Here is an 18715-nt window from a genome sequence, read left to right on the forward strand (position 1 = left end):
TTTGAACTTTGCTGGCACATAGCCTGTTGTCGCCTCAATAAGCGGTTTCCAGCGGCACTTGTGGACCCTGTAGTTCTATAGAAACAGGGTAGTCACCCCAATGACGTTCAGACAACAGCAGATAGTTCACCTCCCCATTGTTGATGACTAGCGATGATAGTGCCCGGCCCGCTCCGGTTGATATTGAATATTCTCAATTCTGACTTTGATGTTTTTGCCGCCGGGATTGGGCCAGTAAATCTCATCACCTTGTTTCATGCCCAGCAGGGCTGTTCCAATTGGCGAGAAAATGGATAAGGTCGACCCATCCTCTTTGACATCTTTCGGGTAGACCAGCGTCAAATAAAAGGGTGCCTCAGAAGATGACATTGAAAGTTGAACTGTCGAATTCATCGACACCACGTTTTCCGGGATGTGTCTTGAATCCACAATGGTCGCTCTCTCCAGTTCTTCTTCCAGTTTGAGCCTGGCAAGCGTATCGTTCACTGAACCGGAGTCGAGCAGGGCTTCAAGTCTCTCCAGATCCAGTGATGAAATGATGATATCGGGCGTATTTGTCATAAGGCTCACCTCAGCACACAAAAAAACCAGAACGCAGTCAAAGCTGCGTCCTGGCTTAAAACAAATAAGAAATGATAGAGGCCCCAGGGGCCAGTGCTAATAATGCCTGAATAGCCCTTGATTAGTAAGCGCGAATACAGCTTATAGAGCAGTTGTTGCCGAATATTGCTATTCAGGTTTATGGCTTTGGACGGCTAACCCTATCTGGAATGGGAGATTCTTATTCATCGACCACTGAGAAGTTATGTCACTTGAAAAATCAGCGGTTGATAATAGTCAGGGATATCAGAGAACTGAGGATAGGCATTGGGGTGACTGAGGACAGTTGTCTCGCCAAGCTGGGTTTGATTTGGGTAATGAATGTGGCCATGCAGCCAGGCATTCGGCTGGTATTTTTCAATCATCCAGTCCAAGTGACTGGCATAGCATGCGGATATCAGGTTCTTTCTTTCAAATACGGGCAGGCATTCCAGAGAGGGGGCATGATGAGTGACAACCACGCTTTTACCATCATGGCCTCTGGTTAGTTCCGCTTCAATAAAGGCCTTGTCTGTCTCGTGCCATATTGAAGAGGTTGTTGGCGTGAATACCGGTGAAAAGGGTTTATCGACCAACCTGATTTTGTAGTAATCATTCAAATTAAAAGCAGCGTGGCTTAACACCCGGTTCTTGCTGCTGAGGCCGAATAGTTCAAAATCTGTCCACAATGTCGCCCCGATGAACAAGGTATCCCCAATCTCAACAGACGCATTGTCCAGGACATGAACATCAGTGCCTGCTGTTTGTTCAAGGATCTTATCTATAACAGGTCTGTCATGAGCATCATAAAACTCATGGTTACCCAATACATAGACGACCGGTACATCCAGCAAACGACTCTGACGAATCGCATAGCGCACACCATGCTCCTGAACGTCTATATCTCCTGCCATGACCAGTGCATCGACGGGTCGATTTAACTGAATGTCAGGGATGGCACTGCCCGTTTCTCTCAATAACTCATTATGTAAGTCACTAATGAGTGCGATTTTTGTCATGGTTATTCACACCTAAATGGACATTGAGTATTCAGAACCGGGAAAGCGAAGATCTCAGAATGAATGCTGAGCTTAATAACTGGCTATTTATTTAGCCAGCCTTATGGGGCATGTCTTGCTCAAACTTGCTATAGCTCATCCTGATACGGGCCTGCACTACAAAAGCTTGGTTTGGGTTTGTCTGAAAATAGTAATTTCGCGTAGCATTACTGCAATTCTTTACAAGCGAAAACTGACTCGTGGCAGAAAAAACTCTCGTTATTACCGGCGGTGCCGGGTTTATTGGTTCGGCTTTAATCCGGCATTTGATCAATACCAGTGACTACCGTGTGGTCAATGTCGACAAACTCACTTATGCCGGCAACCTGGAGTCTTTGAGCGAGGTGGAAAATCACGCGAATTATCATTTCGTTCAGGCAGATATCTGTGATGCCGGGGCGATGGAGTCGGTTTTCGAGCAGTATCAGCCGGATGGCATCATGCATCTGGCCGCAGAGTCTCATGTCGATCGCTCGATTGATGGGCCGGCAGACTTTGTGGAAACCAATCTGGTGGGAACCTACACCTTGCTGGAAGTGGCAAGAAAATTTTGGTCAGACCTGGATTCAGAAAAAGCGCGGGCTTTTCGTTTTCATCATATCTCGACGGATGAGGTTTATGGGTCTCTGGGGGAGACGGGCCTGTTCAGAGAAGACACGGCTTATCAGCCGAACTCCCCCTATTCTGCGACTAAGGCGGGCAGTGACCACTTAGTTCGGGCCTGGCACCATACCTATGGTTTGCCGGTGGTGATGACTAATTGCTCCAATAACTACGGCCCTTATCAGTTCCCCGAGAAGCTTATTCCGTTGATGATTAATAATGCGCTGGAGGGCAAGCCGCTACCGGTTTATGGCAACGGCCAGAATATCCGTGACTGGCTGTATGTTGATGATCACGTGAAAGCCCTGCAACTGATTCTGGAGCGCGGTGCCCTGGGTGAAAGCTACAACATTGGCGGATTTAATGAACACACTAATCTGGATGTCGTTCACCAACTGTGTGATGCTCTGGATGAGTTACTGCCTGATTCACCCCATCAACCGCACAAGCAATTAATCGAGTTTGTGTCTGACAGACCCGGTCACGACCAGCGCTATGCGATCGATGCCAGCAAAATTCACCGCGAGCTGGGCTGGCAGCCTGAGGAAACATTTGCCTCAGGGCTGAAGAAAACGGTTGAGTGGTACATAACCAACAGAGAATGGAATCAGCGTGTGATGGACGGCAGTTATCAGCAGCAAAGATTAGGTCTGGGAGGTGGATTATGACCAGCCGAAAAGGAATTGTACTGGCAGGCGGCAGTGGCACGCGCCTGCATCCGGTCACGCAGTCAATCAGTAAGCAGTTACTTCCGGTTTACGACAAACCGATGATTTATTATCCGCTCTCCACGCTGATGCTGGCTGGTATCAGGGAAATATGCATTATCTCAACACCGCAGGACACACCCAGACTGCAACAATTGCTGGGTGATGGGAGTGATTGGGGGTTAGCGCTGACCTATATCGTCCAGCAAAAGCCGGAAGGCATTGCCCAGGCGTTTACCCTGGCCAGAGACTTTATTGCTGATGACCCGGTGGCTCTGATTCTGGGGGATAATGTTTACTACGGCCATGAGCTTGAGACAATGATGGCCAATGCCGATAGCAAGCCGGATGGCGCGACGGTGTTTGCTTACCCGGTCACCGACCCTGAACGTTATGGCGTCGTCTCCTTCGAGCCCGGTGGCAAAGCGCTCTCAATTGTAGAAAAGCCCAAAAAACCAGAGTCACGCTATGCCGTAACCGGTCTTTATTTTTATGATAACCGTGTCGTCGATATTGCTGCCTCCCTCAAGCCGTCAGCGCGTGGCGAACTCGAGATCACCGATGTTAATCTGCACTACCTCGCAGACGGTCAGCTTAATGTGGAGCTGATGGGGCGGGGTATGGCCTGGCTCGACACCGGCACGCATGACTCCCTGCTGGAAGCCTCACAGTTTATTCAGACGATTGAGAAGCGACAGGGGTTGAAAGTCATGTGTCCCGAAGAAATTGCCTATCGCAAAGGCTTTATTTCTGCAGAGGAACTGGAAAAAATCGCCCAGCCGCTGCTGAAAAGCGGTTATGGCGATTACCTGATTCAGATTCTGAAAGAGACCATTTACTGATGCAGGTCACAGAAACCAGGATACCGGATGTCAAAATCCTCACGCCCCGGGTGTTTGGTGATGAGCGCGGTTTTTTCATGGAAAGCTATAACCAGAAGGTTTTTCATGAGCTAACGGGTGCAGATATTGATTTTGTGCAGGATAATCATTCCCGTTCGTCACAGCATGTACTCAGGGGATTGCATTACCAGATCAAGCAGCCCCAGGGAAAGCTGGTCAGGGTGATTGCCGGTGAAGTGTTCGATGTGGCAGTTGACCTGCGTCAGTCTTCGCCTACTTTCGGTCAGCATGTCAGTGCCATCCTGTCAGCGGATAACCATCAACAAATGTGGGTGCCGCCCGGTTTCGCTCATGGCTTCCTGGTGTTGTCTGATTCCGCCGAATTTCTTTACAAAACCACGGATTTTTATGCCCCGGAGTATGAACGCTGCATCATCTGGAATGATTCAGACCTTGCGATTGATTGGCCGCTGGTCGGTGAGCCGCTGGTGTCAGACAAAGACAGCAAGGGACTCAAGTTGAGTCAGGCTGAGGTCTACCCATGAAGCGAATGCTGGTGTTGGGCGGAACGGGCCAGGTTGGCTACGAATTGCAGCGCAGTTTGAGCACCCTCGGGGAGGTGCTGGCCCCCACTCAAAATGACATCAGCCTGATGCTGCCCGCCAATGAGCTGGAGGGCAAACTAACAGCGCTTAGACCGGATATCGTGATTAATGCGGCGGCGTATACCGCGGTTGATCAAGCCGAAACTGAAAGAGAGAAAGCGCATCAGATCAATGCCGTCGCGCCTGGGCTGTTGGCCAGTTATTGTGAAAAGCAGCAAATCCCGCTGATTCACTTTTCCACCGATTATGTATTTGACGGCACTAAAAACCAGCCTTGGAAAGAGACTGATACGCCGAATCCCATTAATGTCTATGGTGAGACCAAACTGGCTGGCGAAAATGTTATACGGGCTACCCGGGCATCTCATCTGATTCTCAGAACCAGCTGGGTTTATGGGGCGAGAGGAAAAAACTTTTTCAATACCATGAAAAGGCTGGCCACTGAAAAAAGCTCGCTCAGCATCGTCAATGATCAGTTAGGCGCCCCGACCTGGTCCAGACATTTGGGTGATGCCGTAGCCCAGCTGATTGCAATGGCAGGGAAGCAAGGTCCGGGTTTTTGGCAAACGCACAGTGGTACTTATCATCTGACTAATGCCGGCGAGACAAGCTGGTATGACTTCGCACAGGCGATATTCGATGAGATGCAGTCAGCCGGTCATCCGGCGCCTGAAGTGGAGCCAATCAGCAGTGACGACTATCCTGTGCCAGCTCCCCGACCAGCCTACTCTGTTCTGGACTGTGGTTTATTAGAAGAGCGTTTTGCTATCAGTCTACCTGACTGGCGGCAGACCCTGAGCTACGTGATGCAGGATGCAAAAGTTTAATTTAGCCTTGGTGAAGACATGGGATAATGTCAGGCAACCTATCGATGGAATGTTAATTTGAAGCTGTCAGCCATATACAACGCACTGGGCCACTGGTTTCTGTCACGCCCCCGCCACACCAAGCGCGTAATAAGCATAGCAACGGATTTTGTCGCTGTTGTGTTTGCCTTGTGGTTGTCGTTCTCCCTACGTCTGGGTGAGTTTTATTCCCCTTCTACACAGCAACTATGGTTGTTTCTGGCTGCACCGATAATTGCGATTCCCGTATTTATCAAGTTTGGTCTCTACCGTGCGGTGATTCGTTACATTGGTATGGATGCCTTATGGGCGATTGCCCGTGCAGTCATGCTGTTCACTCTGATATTTGCCGTGCTGGTGCTATTGGCCGGGGAGTGGGCAGAGAATGTACCCAGAACAGTTTATGGCATCAATGCAGTCATTATGATGTTGTTTGTAGGGGGCAGCCGGATGCTGGCACGCTGGCTGTTCAATCATAGTCGAGCCGACGAAAGACTGAACCTGAACACTGAAAACTATATTCCTCCAGTGCTCATCTATGGGGCAGGTCAGGCCGGCGCCCAACTCGTGGCGATGCTGAAAATCAGCCATCATCTGCGTCCGGTGGCTTTTATTGATGATAATGACAGCATTCATCACCAACAGATTAATGGCCTCACCGTCTACCCCTTTGATGAGTTGGCTGGGGTGATTGAAAAATACAAAGTCAGGGATGTTCTATTAGCCATGCCCGCCGCATCCCGGCGCAAGCGCAGTCAAATTCTGCGAAAGCTGGAGGCCTATCCGGTGCATGTCAGAACGCTGCCGGACCTGATGGATATCGCCGAAGGACGAATAGAAGTGTCGGATATCCGGGAAGTGGATATCGGTGATCTTCTGGGGCGTGAACCTGTCGCGCCAGATGAGACGCTATTGCATAAAAATATCACTGGCAAAGTGGTGATGGTGACAGGTGCCGGTGGGTCGATAGGCTCAGAATTATGTCGGCAGATCATTCACCTTGCGCCGGAAAAACTGGTGTTGTTTGAGTTGAGTGAATTCAGTCTTTATCAACTGGAAAAAGAACTGGAAAAATTCAATCTGGATGTGCCGGTGGTGCCTGTTTTGGGCACGGTGCTTAATCAGCAGCGGGTTGGTGCGGTATGCCAGCATTTTCAAGTGAAAACCATCTATCATGCTGCGGCATACAAGCATGTGCCAATCGTGGAAAGAAATACCAATGAGGGTATTCGCAACAATGTCTTCGGCACCCTGAGTTGTGCCCAGGCTGCGATTCAGACCGGTGTCGAGACCTTTGTTCTGGTTTCCACTGACAAGGCTGTTCGGCCCACTAATACGATGGGGGCCAGCAAACGTCTGGCAGAGTTGGTGCTGCAAGCGCTCGCTCAGTCAGAAGAATTATGCAGAAATACCCGCTTTACCATGGTGCGCTTCGGTAATGTACTGGGGTCATCCGGTTCCGTCGTTCCTTTGTTTCGTGAGCAGATTGCTGCGGGTGGTCCGGTTACCGTCACCGACCCGGACATCATCCGCTATTTCATGACCATTCCCGAAGCAGCGGAACTGGTGATCCAGGCGGGTGCCATGGGGCAGGGCGGTGATGTGTTTGTGCTGGATATGGGCGAGCCAGTCAAAATCCTGGAACTGGCCAGACGCATGATTCACCTCAGTGGTTTCAGTGTCAGAGAACAAGGTAGCCCTGAGGGTGACCTGGAAATTCAGTTTACCGGACTCCGCCCAGGAGAAAAGCTCTATGAAGAGCTATTGATAGGTGACAATGTGACAGAGACCGCCCACCCAAAAATTATGCGGGCTGAGGAAGTAGTCATTGTCTGGTCGGCACTGGAGAAAGTGCTGCAACAGCTTGAGGCAGCCAATGACGACGATAACAGTGCTGAAGCCCGTAAATTGCTGTTGTCTACGATTGATGGTTTTGAGCCACAGTGTGAGTTGAACGACTGGTTAACGAGCGACTCAGATAGCGCATAAGGCGCTTTAAGTGTTGTGTTTGAGTCACCATCATGCCGACCGCAGCGGAGGCATCTCGGAAAGTTAGCCAGATCCTTCGGCAGGCTCAGGATGACATGGCATTGTCATGCCGACCGGAGCGGAGGCATCTTGGAGAGGGGTGAAGATCCTTCGACAGGCTCAGGATGACACTGTGAATGTTGGAGCAAGCCGAGAAAAACGTAACGCTAATACTGGCTTTCTTAAAGAGCGCTGAGTCAAAAAAGCCAGTTGTTCTGTATAATGCAGTTTTGAACGAACGAGGGATTTTTCAACGTGTGTGGAATAGTTGGCGGCATCGCCGAGCGTAACGTTGCCCCTATCCTGATGGAAGGGCTGAGAAGACTCGAATACCGCGGTTACGACTCCTCCGGCATGGCCCTACTTGATGCCGACAATGCGCTCCAACGCGTTCGTTCAATGGGCAAAATCAAACAGCTCGAAAATAAAATCGAAGCGCTGGGCGGCCCGTTCAATGGCCAAATCGGTATTGCCCATACCCGCTGGGCCACGCATGGCGTGCCCTCAGAAAATAATGCCCACCCCCATATCTGCAATAACAAAGTGGCGGTAGTTCACAACGGCATCATTGAAAACTATCAGTCGTTGAAAACCCGGCAACTCGAGGCCGGTTACCGCTTTACCTCCGAAACTGATACCGAAGTTGTCGCCCACGAAATTTATCAACAGTTGGAAGAGACTGATGATTTGCTTGATGCAGTGATGCAATCACTTAAGTCATTTGAAGGGGCTTATGCCCTGGGTGTCATGGCAAAAGGGGATTCGGATACCCTGGTCGCGGCCAGGAAAGGCAGTCCTCTGGTCATTGGTGTCGGTATAGGCGAGCATTTTATCGCCTCTGATGTCTCAGCGCTGCTACCGGTTACCCAGAACTTCATCTTCCTGGAAGATGGGGATGTGGCACGGCTGACCCGGGGTAAGGTAGAAATCTTCAGCGTCTTTACCGGTGAGCGCGTTGAACGGCCCGTCAAACATTCCAACCTCAATATTACATCGGTCGAACTGGGTGCACATCGCCACTACATGCACAAGGAAATCTATGACCAGCCACAGGCAGTGATTGATACGCTGGAAGGGCGTATTACCCAGGATCAGGTCCTGGTGTCGAGCTTTGGTCCCAATGCCGAATCAATTTTCTCCAGCATCAACCGCATCTACATTATTGCCTGTGGTACCAGCTATCACGCGGGTATGGTGGCCAAATACTGGTCTGAGGATATTATTGGTGTGCCTTGCCAGGTCGAAGTGGCCAGCGAGTTTCGCTATCGAAACCCGGTCATTGAAAACCACACCTTGTTTGTCACCATCAGCCAGTCCGGTGAAACGGCAGATACACTGGCCGCTCTGCACCAGCTCAAAGCATTGCGTCAGAGTCAGAGCACCGGAAAATCAAGACGCGCCACAGACCCGCAAAGTGGCAACGACAATCTGAATGATGTCAGCGTTATCACGCAATCAGCTTCAGAAGCATTAAATATCCCCACCTTATCAATCTGTAATGTGGCCGAGAGCAGTCTGACCCGTGAAGCAGACCTCACTTTCCTGACTCATGCCGGCCCGGAAATCGGTGTTGCCTCAACCAAAGCATTTACCACTCAATTGGTGGCTTTAGCCCTGCTGTTGACCAGTGTTGGCAAAGTGCAGAGCCGGCTCGACGATGGACGTGAAGCCAAAATTGCCGGTGGTCTGCAAAAGCTGCCCAACCTGATTACCCAGGCCCTGGGTCATGAAGACGAAATACGCCGTATTTCCGAAGACTTCGCAGACAAGCAGCACGCATTATTCCTGGGCCGTGGAACCATGTTCCCTATTGCACTCGAAGGTGCGCTCAAACTTAAAGAAATCAGCTATATTCACGCAGAAGCCTATCCGGCCGGGGAGTTGAAACATGGTCCATTGGCATTGATTGACGAAATGATGCCTGTGATCGCCATTGCCCCACTGGATGATCTTTTGGAAAAACTCAAATCCAACCTGCAGGAAGTTAAAGCCCGTGGCGGCCAGATGATTGTATTTGAGGATGAGCGCAGTGATATCAGTTCAGAAACCAGCTTCAGTGTTGTCAAGGCTACGACCAACGTAGGGCGAATCACCGCACCGATTACCTACAACATTCTGTTACAGCTATTGAGCTATCACGTGGCCTTGATCAAAGGTACAGATGTGGATCAGCCTAGGAATCTCGCTAAATCTGTCACAGTCGAGTGACTGTTTCAAAATTCAAAAAAACTTCATAAAACTGTCACGTTAGTGCAAAGCGGAGTTGTGACACTTTAGTTTTCCAAAATACGGGAAGCTAACAGTGAAAATTACCGTAACCGGAACAGGCTATGTAGGTCTTTCCCTGGCAGTATTACTGGCTCAACATAACGATGTCACTGCTCTGGACATTGATGCCCGCAAAGTCGAACTGATCAATGATGGCGTGTCACCCATATCCGATGCTGAGATCACCGATTTTCTCAACAATAAACCTCTCAGACTGAGCGCTACGCTGGATAAAGAACAGGCATACCGTGACGCTGAGTTCGTGATTATCGCGACACCCACCGACTATGATCCTGAGACCAATTACTTCAATACGGATAGTGTTGAAGCAGTGATTGAGGATGTGCTTCATTTTAACCCAACAGCGACAATGGTGATTAAATCTACGGTTCCAGTGGGGTATACCGAATCCATCAAGAACACATACACCCACCACCATTTTTCGCCCAAATTCAGCAGCTTTTCCAAACAAACAGCACGTAAAAAGCTACATGCTCAAATGACAGAGAATGGCGCCAGTGAGGATAAAGCTGAATCATCGCCGGGAAGTCAGGTCTGGAACCTTGCCACACAGCTCCAGCAGAAACTGACCAATTCTGGCGTGGATTCAGATTACAACGAGCGTTTTCAACACAAACAGCCCAATATTATTTTCTCTCCAGAATTTCTGAGGGAGGGCAAAGCCCTGTTCGATAATCTCTACCCCTCAAGAATTGTTATTGGTGAGCGGAGTGAACGTGCAGAAATCTTTGCAAAACTGTTGACGCAAGGCGCGATCAAAGCAGATATCCCGGTTTTGTATAGTGACTCAACTGAAGCTGAAGCCATCAAGCTTTTTTCAAATACCTACCTGGCAATGCGTGTCGCTTATTTCAATGAATTAGACAGCTATGCAGAGACACACGGACTCAACACCCGTCAGATTATTGAAGGCGTAGGCCTTGACCCACGGATAGGCGCTCACTACAACAATCCGTCTTTTGGCTATGGTGGCTACTGCCTGCCCAAAGATACCAGACAATTGCTGGCCAACTATCAGAACGTGCCGAATAGCCTGATAAAAGCGATTGTCGATGCCAACACCACCCGCAAAGACTTCATCGCTGATTCAATCATTAAAAGAAACCCCAAGGTCGTTGGCATCTATCGACTGGTCATGAAGTCAGGTTCTGATAATTTCCGTGCGTCTGCCATTCAGGGTGTCATGAAGCGCATCAAGGCCAAAGGCATAGAGGTTGTTGTTTATGAACCGGTGCTGGAAGAAGACACCTTCTTCCGCTCAGCTGTGATCAATGACCTGGAAACCTTTAAACAAAAAGCGGATGTTGTGCTGGCTAACCGGCTCACGGATGACATTATGGATATCAGAGAAAAGGTCTATACGCGTGATCTTTTCGGTCAGGATTGATAAGTCTACGTGTGATCATGTTCCCATCGGAATAGTTGTCATCCTGAGCGCCAATCGTCCGTCATCCTGAGCAAAGCCGAAGGATCTTACCCAACTCTGCAAAAGATGCCTCCGCTTCGGTCGGCATGACATAGTTGGTCACTCAATTTTAGGTGTGGACTGTCATCCTGAGCCTGCCGAAGGATCTCTACCCAAGCTAAAATCGAAGAAACACTCGAATAGTTCACAAAAACCCAAAATATGGGCTTGGTCACCAAAACTCAAATTGCTAACTTAATATACGGCATGGATGCCAAAGTAACAATACAGTAGTCACTTCCAGGGAAGGTGGGGCGAATGTATTGTTAGGCATTCATGCCACTTTCCTGGTTTGCTGTTCACTAAGCAAACCATCCTCCTCATAACCCATTTCCACATCGCATTTACTTTTCAACTGACTTTGCTTAAAGTGTTCAGTCATTGAACGCAAGTTGCTTATGTCATGCTGACTGACGAATACCGCTACAAGATTTTTAAACTGGTTGAAGACAACCCTGAAATCAGTCAGAGAGAGCTGGCACGTCAGTTAGGTATCAGTCTGGGGAAGACCAACTATTGTCTCAAGGCCCTAATTGAAAAAGGACTATTGAAAGCAGGTAACTTCCGTAATAGCAAAAACAAACTGGCCTATGTCTACAAGATGACCCCCAAAGGTATTGAAGAAAAAGCCAATGTTACGGTGCGTTTTCTTAAACAGAAAGTCTCAGAATACGAATCACTCAAAACAGAAATCGAGTTTTTACGACAAGAAGCTCAGGAATCAACTAAAAAAAGCCAAGAAAATGAAAGACGAACTGCTGAATAAACTGAACAACAAGGATGCTGTAATAGGGATTGTCGGTCTGGGCTATGTCGGACTACCCCTGATGTTGAGATATATTGAAGTGGGATATCAGGTTCTGGGCTTTGATATTGATCCTGAAAAAGTAGACGCATTGAATGCTGGCCAGTCTTACATAGAACACATTGCTTCAGACACCATTAGCTATGCCACGCAAAATGGATTTTCAGCCACCACTGACTTCTCTCAGGCGGCAAAAGTGGATGCACTGATTATTTGTGTGCCGACACCTTTGAATAAATACCGTGAACCCGATCTGAGTTTTGTAACAGATACAACGGATTCACTCGTGCCCTATCTGCGCAAAGGGCAGGTTTTCTCATTGGAGAGCACCACTTACCCGGGCACCACTGATGAAGAGCTGGCTCCGAGGCTGGAAAAGAACGGGCTTAAAGTGGGCGAGGATCTCTTTCTGGTTTACTCACCAGAAAGAGAAGATCCGGGTAACCCGGACTTTGTCACCCGAACCATCCCCAAGGTCTGTGGCGGTATGACACCAGCCTGTCAGGAAATAGGACTGGCACTCTACGGCCAGGTGATTGATCAGGTGGTACCCGTCAGCTCAACCCGTGCCGCGGAAATGACCAAGCTGCTGGAAAATATTCACCGTGCTGTGAATATTGGCCTGGTGAATGAAATGAAAGTGGTGGCAGACAAAATGGGCGTTGATATCCATGAAGTCATTCGTGCTGCGGCCACCAAACCATTCGGCTTTGTGCCTTATTATCCAGGGCCGGGCCTGGGGGGGCACTGTATTCCCATTGATCCTTTCTACCTCACCTGGAAGGCCAGAGAATATGGTCTTCATACACGATTTATCGAACTTGCCGGTGAAGTCAATTCATCCATGCCTGACTTTGTTATCGGCAAAGTCGCTCATGCACTGAATCAGGCCAAAAAATCAATTAACGGCAGCCGAGTTCTGGTGCTTGGCATTGCCTACAAAAAGAACGTTGATGATATGCGTGAGTCGCCATCGGTCGAGTTGATGGAAAAGCTGCAGGAATTAGGGGCCGAAGTGCAATACAGTGACCCGCATATTCCTCACTTCCCCAAAATGCGTGAACATCACTTTGATCTGGGTAGTGTTGAGCCATCGGCGCAAAATCTGGCTGCCTTTGATTGTGTGATTCTGGCGACCGATCATGACCGTTTTGATTATGATGCTATTAGAGCCCATGCCCGTCTAATCATCGACTCCAGAGGCAAATATCTTGACCCTGACGCAAAGATCACCAAAGCCTAGGTTATAAAAATGAAGAGATTTGCTCTAATTGGTGCCGCTGGCTATATCGCTCCCCGACATTTGAAAGCGATCAAAGAAACAGGTAATACCTTATCTGTGGCAATGGATGTGAACGACTCTGTCGGCATCATGGACAGTCACTTCCCTGAAGCTGAATTCTTCACTGAGTTTGAAGAATTCGAGGCCTATGTTGAGGATCAGAAACTTCAGGGCAATAAACTTGATTACATCGCCATTTGTTCGCCCAACTATTTGCACGCACCGCATATGAAATATGCACTGAAAAATGGCATTGATGTTATCTGCGAGAAGCCCCTGGTGCTCAACGCATCTGATATGGATGTGCTGGAACAGTATCAACGACAATACGGCGCTAAGGTTAACTCCATCCTGCAACTCAGGCTGCATCCAGCGATACTGGCGCTCAAAGAAAAAGTTGAAAAAGCCCCCGCTGATAAAAAGTTTGATGTTGACCTCACTTACATGACATCCAGAGGTAAGTGGTACTTAAAGTCCTGGAAGGGTGCCAACGAAAAATCCGGCGGTGTGGCGACTAATATCGGTGTTCACTTTTATGACATGCTGCACTTCATTTTTGGCAAGATCACTAAAAATGAAGTCCATTATCGTGATGAAAAAACCTGCTCAGGCTATCTGGAATATGAAAAAGCCCGGGTTCGCTGGTTCTTATCGATTGATGCTAAAAACCTACCGGAGAATGCTATTCAAGGTGAGAAACTTACCTACCGTAGTATCACCATAGAGGGAGAAGAACTGGAATTTTCTGGTGGTTTCACCGATTTGCATACACAAAGCTACCAACGGATTCTTGACGGCAAAGGTTACGGCATAGAAGAAAACAGAGTTGCCATTGACACGGTTGAATCCATTCGGACGGCACCTTTAACGCCAGCAACAGATAATGCCCATCCTTTACTTGAAAAAGTGAGCCAACAATGAGCTATTACCAACACGAAACAGCTATTGTCGATGAGGGGGCTCAAATAGGCGATGATTCCCGTGTCTGGCATTGGGTGCATGTTTGCAGCGGTGCCAAAATAGGGCGCGGTGTGTCTCTGGGACAAAATGTCTTCGTTGGTAACAAGGTGACTATCGGCGATAGTTGTAAAATCCAAAACAATGTTTCCGTCTATGACAATGTCCACCTGGAAGAGGGCGTGTTCTGTGGCCCAAGCATGGTTTTCACCAATGTGCATAACCCCAGGTCACTGATTGAACGCAAAGACGAATACCGCGATACCCTGGTAAAAAAAGGGGCGACCCTAGGTGCAAATTGCACCATCGTCTGCGGCACAACCATCGGCGAATTTGCTTTTGTCGGTGCCGGCGCCGTCATCACCAAAGATGTTAAACCTTATGCGCTGATGGTAGGCGTCCCGGCCAAACAAATCGGTTGGATGAGTGAGTATGGTGAACAACTGGACCTGCCGCTAAGCGGTGAGGCTGAAACTACCTGTCCACACACGGGAGAGAATTATCAGCTTAGTGATGGCAATCTCTCAAAATTGACATAGAGAGCGTTTCGCAGAAATGACTTGCCACGGAAGGCACGAAAAGACACGGAAGTTAAATGCAGGAAGAAGACCTTACATACCGGATTCGCGGTGCTGTTTTTGAAGTCTACCGCCAACTCGGCCATGGCTTTCTGGAGAGCGTTTATCAAAAAGCTTTGGTTCACGAGCTTGAGATGCTGGGCATTGGCACCGATTCAGAAGTGCCACTGAATGTCAGCTATAAAGGCCAGGTGGTGGGTGAGTTTCGAGCAGATATTGTTGTGGAAAGCAGGGTGTTGATTGAGTTGAAAGCTGTGAAAACATTGCATCCAGCCTATGAAGCGCAAGTGATTAATTATTTAAAAGCAACAGGATTCAAGGTCGGATTGCTTGTTAATTTCGCAAGGCCCAAAGCGACGGTCAAGCGTTTGGTTTTTTGAGCGGTTTATTTTACTGGCAAATGATACGAGCCACGGAAAACACAGAACCACACGTAAAAGAATCTGTTGTTATCGTTTTTTGATTTTAGTTAGAGAAGATGCGCGGAGTATGTAAGGGACGATGTTGGAAAAAATAAAACAGCCTTATTCAATAAATATGACTTCCGTGCATTACCGTGGATTCCGTGGCATAAAACGGCAAACTACGTTATGAATAATTTTCAGTGTATTTCAGTGTCCTTCCGTGGCAAAAAATTGAGTAAATAACCATGCAATTCATCGACCTCGCCGCCCAACAAGCCCGAATAAAAGACAAAATAGACGCCAACATCCAGGCCGTGCTTGCTCATGGTAAATACATCCTCGGCCCTGAAGTCAACGAGTTGGAAGAAAAACTCGCAGCCTATACAGGTGCAAAATACTGCATCTCAGTAGCTAATGGTACCGATGCACTGCAAATCGCCCAAATGGCTCTCGGCATTGGCTTTGGTGATGAAGTTATCGTGCCGGGCTTCAGTTACATAGCAACGGCAGAAACACCCGCTGTACTGGGAGCTAAACCGGTTTATGTTGACATTGATCCGGTCACATTCAACATTGATCCTTCAAAAATTGAAGCAGCTATTACTCCCAAAACCAAAGCCATTATTGCCGTATCACTCTACGGCCAATCTGCTGACTTTGATGCCATCAATGCGATAGCAAAAAAACATAACTTGGCAGTTATTGAAGATGGGGCACAAAGCTTTGGTGCCACATACAAAGGACGTAAATCCTGCAACCTCTCTACGATTGGCTGCACCAGCTTTTTCCCCAGTAAACCCCTGGGTTGCTATGGCGATGGTGGTGCTGTTTTCACTAATGATGAGGAGTTGGCAAAAGTCATTAGACAAATCGCCCGTCATGGACAGGACAAGCGCTATCACCATATTCGTGTCGGTATCAACAGTCGCTTGGATACCATGCAGGCCGCGATTTTGTTACCCAAACTCGAAATTCTTGATGACGAAATCAAACTACGCAATCAAGTAGCGGCAAGATATACAGAATTGTTGAGTGCCACAGAAGAGCACGAAAACGCTCAGAAAGATATCAATAAAATTTCTTCCGTGGATGTCATTGGTTTCCGTGGCAAATTGACAACACCATATATCGAACCACACAACACTAGCGTCTGGGCGCAATACACGATTCGTAGTGAAGACAGAAATGCACTGCAAGCCAAGCTGAAAGCCGCAGGTATTCCAACAGCAGTCCATTACCCCATACCGCTTAATAAGCAACCGGCAGTTGCAGATATTAATGCAACTCTTCCTATCGGTGACAGAGTCGCTGAAGAAGTGATTAGTTTGCCAATGCATCCTTACCTGAGATTAGAGGATACTTCCGGTATCACTGCAGTTGTGTCGGGTTTTGAGTGGTGAATCTAAAAAATGTTATACGGAATATTTCTTTCCGAGAAATTGGAACCGTTGCATTTGGTGCAACAATTTCTCAAATACTGATCGTTGTTTCAATACCTTTACTAACAAGGTTGTATCCACCCGAGAACTTCGGCGCATATTCAATCTATACCTCAGTGATCGCAATTATCTCGGTTGTATGTACCCTCAGATATGAATTGGCCATACCAATCCCTAAGAGTGAATTGAAAGCACACTACTTGATGGTTCTGTCTCTGACTTCCACCATTTTAATTTCTTCACTTACATTTTTTATGGTGTTGGTTCTGCAAGTTTTAGATGTTCTGCCAACTTTGATGTCAGGGGTTATATGGCTTTTACCTTTATCAGTTTTAATCGTAGGACTTTATCAGGTACTAACATACCAGCTAATAAGGCAAAAAAAATTCAAGGCTTTGTCAAGATACAGAGTTACACAATCAATATTCATTGTGGTGTTTCAACTAGTTTTATTTAAGTTTTCTCAACTTGGCCTTGTTGCAGGCCAGACACTTGGTCAAACATGCTCAATGTTAATGCACAGGGATAAAATTATAACCCATAAAAAAAACAGGCTATCAATTAGGCGATTAATATCTGTATCAAGAGAATTTAGAAAGTTTCCATACTACTCACTGCCAACAAGTCTAGTTAACAGTGCTGGTCAGCATCTGCCGAGTTTGATTATCGCTGCCGTGTTCGGTGCAAAATCTGCAGGTATATACTTCTTAACTACCAAATTGGTCAGTTTACCAATCAGGGTTTTAGGTAGTGCAGTTTCGAACGTATTTATAGCCAATGCGAGAGAACAAAAAGAAATAAATAACCTTAGAAAGTTTTCGCTTAATTACTTAGCCATACTAATCTTTATCATATTCCCCGTCGTCGTCATAGCGACATTTTTTGGTGAGGGCCTTATTACTCTCATGCTGGGAGATGAATGGAGTGGGGCCGGAGAAGTTCTTAAATGGCTAATTATCATAGGAGCGTGTCAGTTCATTACATCGCCTATAGGGCAAATCCTCATGATAAGAGACAAACAAGAAACAGGACTTTTCTGGCAAGTCATCTTATCAACCTTGAAGATCTGCGGCCTGATGATTGGTGCGTATCATGATGACTTTATTCTTGGAATTATTTGTTACTCACTGTTAGGTTCCGCGGGCTACTTAATTTTTCTTATGGTATCTATAAAAAATGCGTAAATACATCAACTGGGCATCTAAAAAATACTCTATTTTTATTAGTCAGCTTCAAGATTACATCTTATTATCAGTACCTAAGCCATCATGGTCGTTCATACCAAGCTCTGTTTACAAAGATGCAATGACGAGGCTAAATATTAAGAACATTGAACATCAAGAAAAGCTAGTCTCGCTGGTTATTTTAGGTGACCTAAAGTTATTTGGACCTAGAAACGAAAAACACTTCACATGTTCAAAAAAAGGTGTGCATAGAACTAAGGTTGTCTTTAGTTCTGTATACGGATATGAAATTGACGATGCGGCAGCGGCTCTGATTCACAACATAATATATAGGTTCGTTACAGAGTTTACGTCCTACCCTTGGAGAGAGTCTAGGACTCTAAATTTGGTGGCAGGAAATACTTTTATTGATATTGGTGCATTTAGAGGCTATGTGAGTGTTAAAGCTTCAAGAAAAGTTGGGTCAAAGGGTAAAGTGATATCCATAGAGCCAGTCCTAGAAAATATAGAGCTCATTCGGAAAAATATTGAGATTAACGGGTTGAACAATGTTGAACTGTTGAATGGCTATGTAGCTGAGGAGGGTGATTCAAAGTTGTTTGCATACTCTAACCAAGTCAACGGTGTTATCAAGTCAAATTTGCCAGATGGTGCTAGCGAACTTGTGAGTGAAAGGTTTCATATAAGTCATATACTGGACTTGATACCAATAGACACAAAAAGAGTGGTCATATCACTTACAACTAACGGAAACGAAAAATCAATTCTAGAAAATACAATTAGACTTTTACAAGGTTCATCATTTTTTTATGAAATACACCTACCATATTTGTTCAACCCCGATCTTAACTATGAAATTGACTCGTTAATAAGTGAAAACGAATTGACTATGGTTAAGAATTATCCGTGGTTATCTGTATACAAAAATTAGGTTATGCGATGCTGCGATCATTTAAAAGATTTCTGAATAAAATATTTCAATATCAGAAGTATAGAGCTGACAAAGTTTACATAGCAAAAGGCACATATCTTGGTAGTAGGGTAA

17 protein-coding genes are annotated in these 18715 nt (G+C 46.9%); 15 read left to right on the forward strand and 2 right to left on the reverse strand.

Annotated elements, in window-relative coordinates:
* Positions 1–147: 147 nt before the first annotated feature.
* The gene (gene rnk, locus Q0X64_RS10650; RefSeq protein ID WP_297812585.1) at positions 148–561 is read right to left on the reverse strand and encodes a nucleoside diphosphate kinase regulator; all 414 of its coding nucleotides are present in this window, start codon (positions 559–561) and stop codon (positions 148–150) included.
* A 242-nt stretch (positions 562–803) separates the two neighbouring features.
* Positions 804–1598, reverse strand: coding sequence for a metallophosphoesterase (locus Q0X64_RS10655; RefSeq protein WP_297812588.1), 795 nt, complete (start codon positions 1596–1598; stop codon positions 804–806).
* A 239-nt stretch (positions 1599–1837) separates the two neighbouring features.
* Between Q0X64_RS10655 and rfbB the strand changes: the two genes are divergently transcribed.
* From rfbB to Q0X64_RS10730, 15 genes are all read left to right on the forward strand, one after another.
* Positions 1838–2908 carry a dTDP-glucose 4,6-dehydratase gene (gene rfbB / locus Q0X64_RS10660; RefSeq protein WP_297812591.1) on the forward strand — a complete coding sequence of 357 codons (1071 nt, stop codon included), beginning with the start codon at positions 1838–1840 and terminating at the stop codon, positions 2906–2908.
* Positions 2905–3789, forward strand: coding sequence for a glucose-1-phosphate thymidylyltransferase RfbA (gene rfbA / locus Q0X64_RS10665; RefSeq protein ID WP_297812594.1), 885 nt, complete (start codon positions 2905–2907; stop codon positions 3787–3789). The genes rfbB and rfbA overlap by 4 nt, the downstream gene beginning before the upstream one ends.
* A complete protein-coding gene (rfbC, locus tag Q0X64_RS10670) occupies positions 3789–4334 on the forward strand; it encodes a dTDP-4-dehydrorhamnose 3,5-epimerase (RefSeq protein ID WP_297812597.1) in 546 nt (181 codons plus the stop codon). The genes rfbA and rfbC overlap by 1 nt, the downstream gene beginning before the upstream one ends.
* Entirely contained in the window at positions 4331–5221 is an 891-nt protein-coding gene (gene rfbD / locus Q0X64_RS10675) for a dTDP-4-dehydrorhamnose reductase (protein ID WP_297812600.1), read from the forward strand. Before rfbC ends, rfbD begins: the two co-directional genes overlap by 4 nt.
* A 57-nt stretch (positions 5222–5278) precedes the next feature.
* The gene (locus Q0X64_RS10680; protein ID WP_297812603.1) at positions 5279–7228 is read left to right on the forward strand and encodes a nucleoside-diphosphate sugar epimerase/dehydratase; all 1950 of its coding nucleotides are present in this window, start codon (positions 5279–5281) and stop codon (positions 7226–7228) included.
* A 294-nt stretch (positions 7229–7522) separates the two neighbouring features.
* A complete protein-coding gene (gene glmS, locus Q0X64_RS10685; protein WP_297812606.1) occupies positions 7523–9475 on the forward strand; it encodes a glutamine--fructose-6-phosphate transaminase (isomerizing) in 1953 nt (650 codons plus the stop codon).
* 94 nt (positions 9476–9569) lie between these two features.
* Positions 9570–10943, forward strand: a complete 1374-nt coding sequence (locus Q0X64_RS10690; protein ID WP_297812609.1) for a nucleotide sugar dehydrogenase — start codon at positions 9570–9572, stop codon at positions 10941–10943.
* 481 nt (positions 10944–11424) lie between these two features.
* Complete coding sequence (locus tag Q0X64_RS10695; RefSeq protein WP_297812612.1) at positions 11425–11787, forward strand: MarR family EPS-associated transcriptional regulator; 363 nt, start codon at positions 11425–11427, stop codon at positions 11785–11787.
* A complete protein-coding gene (locus Q0X64_RS10700) occupies positions 11765–13069 on the forward strand; it encodes a nucleotide sugar dehydrogenase (RefSeq protein WP_297812615.1) in 1305 nt (434 codons plus the stop codon). Before Q0X64_RS10695 ends, Q0X64_RS10700 begins: the two co-directional genes overlap by 23 nt.
* Positions 13070–13078: 9 nt before the next feature.
* Positions 13079–14029: a Gfo/Idh/MocA family oxidoreductase gene (locus Q0X64_RS10705; RefSeq protein WP_297812619.1), complete on the forward strand. Its 951-nt coding sequence runs from the start codon at positions 13079–13081 to the stop codon at positions 14027–14029.
* Positions 14026–14604, forward strand: a complete 579-nt coding sequence (locus Q0X64_RS10710; RefSeq protein WP_297812623.1) for an acyltransferase — start codon at positions 14026–14028, stop codon at positions 14602–14604. The genes Q0X64_RS10705 and Q0X64_RS10710 overlap by 4 nt, the downstream gene beginning before the upstream one ends.
* A gap of 56 nt (positions 14605–14660) precedes the next feature.
* Entirely contained in the window at positions 14661–15023 is a 363-nt protein-coding gene (locus tag Q0X64_RS10715) for a GxxExxY protein (protein WP_297812626.1), read from the forward strand.
* Between the two features lie 269 nt (positions 15024–15292).
* Entirely contained in the window at positions 15293–16447 is a 1155-nt protein-coding gene (locus Q0X64_RS10720; protein WP_297812629.1) for a DegT/DnrJ/EryC1/StrS family aminotransferase, read from the forward strand.
* Entirely contained in the window at positions 16441–17670 is a 1230-nt protein-coding gene (locus Q0X64_RS10725; protein ID WP_297812632.1) for an oligosaccharide flippase family protein, read from the forward strand. The genes Q0X64_RS10720 and Q0X64_RS10725 overlap by 7 nt, the downstream gene beginning before the upstream one ends.
* Positions 17663–18601, forward strand: a complete 939-nt coding sequence (locus tag Q0X64_RS10730; protein ID WP_297812635.1) for an FkbM family methyltransferase — start codon at positions 17663–17665, stop codon at positions 18599–18601. The genes Q0X64_RS10725 and Q0X64_RS10730 overlap by 8 nt, the downstream gene beginning before the upstream one ends.
* Positions 18602–18715: the final 114 nt, after the last annotated feature.

Source organism: uncultured Methylophaga sp. (genome assembly GCF_947259025.1).
Classification (GTDB): Bacteria; Pseudomonadota; Gammaproteobacteria; order Nitrosococcales; family Methylophagaceae; genus Methylophaga.

Bases quoted from the DNA above. Each gene is read 5' to 3' on its own strand.
- rnk (WP_297812585.1), bottom strand. From the start codon at position 561: ATGACAAATACGCCCGATATCATCATTTCATCACTGGATCTGGAGAGA.
- Q0X64_RS10655 (WP_297812588.1), bottom strand. From the start codon at position 1,598: ATGACAAAAATCGCACTCATTAGTGACTTACATAATGAGTTATTGAGA.
- rfbA (WP_297812594.1), top strand. From the start codon at position 2,905: ATGACCAGCCGAAAAGGAATTGTACTGGCAGGCGGCAGTGGCACGCGC.
- rfbC (WP_297812597.1), top strand. From the start codon at position 3,789: ATGCAGGTCACAGAAACCAGGATACCGGATGTCAAAATCCTCACGCCC.
- rfbD (WP_297812600.1), top strand. From the start codon at position 4,331: ATGAAGCGAATGCTGGTGTTGGGCGGAACGGGCCAGGTTGGCTACGAA.
- Q0X64_RS10695 (WP_297812612.1), top strand. From the start codon at position 11,425: ATGCTGACTGACGAATACCGCTACAAGATTTTTAAACTGGTTGAAGAC.
- Q0X64_RS10700 (WP_297812615.1), top strand. From the start codon at position 11,765: ATGAAAGACGAACTGCTGAATAAACTGAACAACAAGGATGCTGTAATA.
- Q0X64_RS10705 (WP_297812619.1), top strand. From the start codon at position 13,079: ATGAAGAGATTTGCTCTAATTGGTGCCGCTGGCTATATCGCTCCCCGA.
- Q0X64_RS10710 (WP_297812623.1), top strand. From the start codon at position 14,026: ATGAGCTATTACCAACACGAAACAGCTATTGTCGATGAGGGGGCTCAA.
- Q0X64_RS10715 (WP_297812626.1), top strand. From the start codon at position 14,661: ATGCAGGAAGAAGACCTTACATACCGGATTCGCGGTGCTGTTTTTGAA.
- Q0X64_RS10720 (WP_297812629.1), top strand. From the start codon at position 15,293: ATGCAATTCATCGACCTCGCCGCCCAACAAGCCCGAATAAAAGACAAA.
- Q0X64_RS10730 (WP_297812635.1), top strand. From the start codon at position 17,663: ATGCGTAAATACATCAACTGGGCATCTAAAAAATACTCTATTTTTATT.